At 70.1% G+C, this 2,747-nt stretch carries 3 protein-coding genes; all 3 read right to left on the bottom strand.

Annotated features, from left to right (window positions below; all coding sequences use genetic code 11):
• On the bottom strand, positions 1–907 hold a 907-nt coding region (locus AB7U46_RS17560; RefSeq protein WP_428338278.1), incomplete at its 3' end, for an FAD-dependent oxidoreductase.
• A 130-nt stretch (positions 908–1,037) separates the two neighbouring features.
• Positions 1,038–1,832 (bottom strand): shikimate dehydrogenase family protein, encoded by a 795-nt coding sequence (locus AB7U46_RS17555; protein ID WP_428338277.1) that lies wholly within the window; start codon positions 1,830–1,832, stop codon positions 1,038–1,040.
• Positions 1,833–1,843: 11 nt separating this feature from the next.
• A partial coding sequence (locus tag AB7U46_RS17550) for a 2-oxo acid dehydrogenase subunit E2 (protein WP_428338276.1) occupies positions 1,844–2,747 on the bottom strand: 904 nt, incomplete at its 5' end.

The following is a 2,747-nucleotide window of genomic DNA, read 5'->3' as shown; positions in this document are numbered from 1 at the left end:
CCCCGGTGCGGCAGAACGCGTCCACCACCACATGCGTGCGGTCGATCTTCACCCCCAGCCCCTCGAGGCCGAGGTTCTCGACATTGCCGACGATGCCCACGGCCGAGATCACCGTGTCGAATTCCATGGTGGTCGTGCCCTTCGCATCCTCGAGATGCGCCACCACGCCCTTGCCCGGCGTGCGGTCGAGCTTCTTCACCGTGGTCTTCTCGAGGATCTTCATCCCCGATTTCAGGAACTGCTTCTTCGCGAAGGAGGAGATTTCCTCGTCCTCGACCGGCAGCACGCGGTCCATCACTTCGACCACCGTGGTATCGGCGCCGAGCGTGTTGAAGAAGCTCGCGAATTCGATGCCGATGGCGCCCGAGCCGATGACCAGCAGCTTCTTCGGCATCCGCACCGGCTGCAGCGCGTGCTTGTAGGACCAGACCAGATCGCCGTCCGCCTCGAGCCCCGGCAGCGCGCGGGCGCGCGCCCCCGTCGCCAGCACGATGGCCTTCGAGGTCAGCTCTTCGCTGCCCTTGTCGGTCTTCACCGTCACCGTGCCGGGCCCGGTCAGGCGCGCCTCGCCCATGATCACGGTGACCTTGTTCTTCTTCAGCAGATGCCCCACGCCCGAGGCGAGCTGTTTCGCCACCCCGCGCGAGCGTTTGACAACCTCGCCGAGGTCGTAACCGATCGCCTCGGCCTTCAGGCCGAATTCCTTTGCGCGCTGCATCAGGTGGAACACCTCGGCCGAGCGCAGCAGCGCCTTCGTCGGGATGCAGCCCCAGTTCAGGCAGATCCCGCCCAGGTGCTCGCGTTCGACCACCGCCACGTTCAGCCCGAGCTGCGCGCCCCGGATCGCCGCCACATAGCCACCGGGGCCCGCGCCGATCACGATCATGTCGAAGGGTTTCGCTGCCATGTCCGTCTCTATCAGGATCCGGGTCGCCCTCCGGCGACCGTTCGAAAAATCCTGCCCGCGAGGACCGGGCAGGAGGTGAAATCCGGCGTCGCCGCGCTGCGGAGCGCCACTCAGCCCTCCCCCCGGGGGTTCAGGCCCGGGTCAGAAAGGCGAACATCTCCGACAGCTGACCCTCGAGCATCGCGCGGCCCGGATGCGCGATAAGCCCGCGTGCCGCGGCGCGGATCAGCAGCTCCGTCCGTTCGGGATCCATCACCACATCGGCAACCACCGCGCCCGCATCGACCGCATCGACATCGAAGGGCAACGGATCGTCCGGGCGCAGCCCGAGCGACGTCGCGTTGACGACCAGATCGTGGCCCGAGACCGGCCCGCCGATGCCGATCCCGACATCGGGACGATGCGCCGAAAGCCGCTGAGCCAGTGCCGTCAGCTTGTCGGGCGAGCGGTTGAGCAGCGTGATCCGGGCGGGACCGCGCGCAGCGAGCGCGAGCGCGATGGCACGCGCCGCCCCGCCCGCCCCCACCAGACAGATCCGCCGCCCGGCGATGGCATGGCCCGCCGCCTCGAGCCCGGCGACGAAGCCCTCGCCATCGAGGAGATCGCCGCTGAGCGTGCCGTCCGCCTCGCGGCGCAGCACATTCACCGCACCCGCCGCTTCGGCGCGCGGGCTCAGCCGGTCGCACAGCGCGGCCATGGCGCTCTTGTGCGGCACCGTGACCACCAGACCGCCGAAGTTGCGCACCCCGCGCAGCCCCGAAACGAAGCCCGCAAGATCCTCGGGCGCCACGTCGCAGGCCACCATGACCGCATCGAGCCCCGCGGCCGCGAAACGCGCGTTCATCGCCTGCGGCGTGCGCACGTGATGGGCCGGATGGGCGACGATGGCGAACAGCCGGGTGGTGCCGGAAATCGCGAGGGTCATCCTGTCGTGCGTCACAGCAGCAGCGACATCGGCGCTTCGATGCCCTCCCGGATCGCGGCGAGCAGCCGGGCACCGAGCGCCCCGTCGACCGAGCGGTGATCGACCGAGAGCGTGATGCTCATCACCTCGGCGAGCACGATGCTCTCGCCGCGCCCGACCGGACGGCGTTCGGCCGCGCCGACGGCGAGGATGCAGCTTTGCGGCGGATTGATAATCGCCGAGAAGGTCTTCACCCCATACATCCCGAGGTTCGACACCGAGAACCCGCCGCCCTGATACTCGTCGGGGCGCAGCTTGCCGGCGCGGGCGCGCTCTGCCAGCGCCTTCATCTCGGCCGAGAGCGTGCCGAGGCTCATCCGGTCGGCGCCGCGCAGGATCGGGGTCAGCAACCCGCCCCCGGTCGCGACGGCGACGGAAATGTCGACATCGGCAAGATGCAGGATCTCGTCGCCGTGCCAGATCACGTTGGCCTCAGGGACCTGACGCAGGGCGCGCGCGCAGGCCTTGACGATGAAATCGTTGACCGAGATCCGCTGCGCCTTGTCGCGCCCCTCGTTGACCTGCGCGCGCAGCGCGACCAGCGCGTCGAGCTCGCAATCCGCGCTCAGGTAGAAATGCGGCACGCTTTGCTTGGCCTCGGCCAGACGGCGCGCGATCACCCGGCGCAGGTTCGTCACCGGCTGCGCCGTATAGGGGCCGATGCCCGGCGGCACGGCGGAACGCCCGGAGGCCGGAGCAGCGGGGGCAGCCGGTTCCGGCGCCGCAAGCGGTTCGGACCGGGCCGGGCCTCCGGCGAGGCGGCGCGCGATGTCGAGCTTGACGATCCGGCCGCGCGGACCGCTGCCGGCGATGCCGTCGAGCGCGATACCCGCCGCCGCCGCCATCCGCCGCGCCACGGGCGAGATGCGCGCACGG

It is taken from the genome of Paenirhodobacter sp. (assembly GCF_050177655.1).
Taxonomy (GTDB): Bacteria; Pseudomonadota; Alphaproteobacteria; order Rhodobacterales; family Rhodobacteraceae; genus Rhodobacter.
Note: the sequence above shows the minus strand (reverse complement) of the source record. Positions and strands in the feature narration are given on the sequence as shown.

Excerpts from the sequence above, each read along its gene's own strand:
- AB7U46_RS17555 (WP_428338277.1), bottom strand. The coding sequence starts at position 1,832 with ATGACCCTCGCGATTTCCGGCACCACCCGGCTGTTCGCCATCGTCGCC.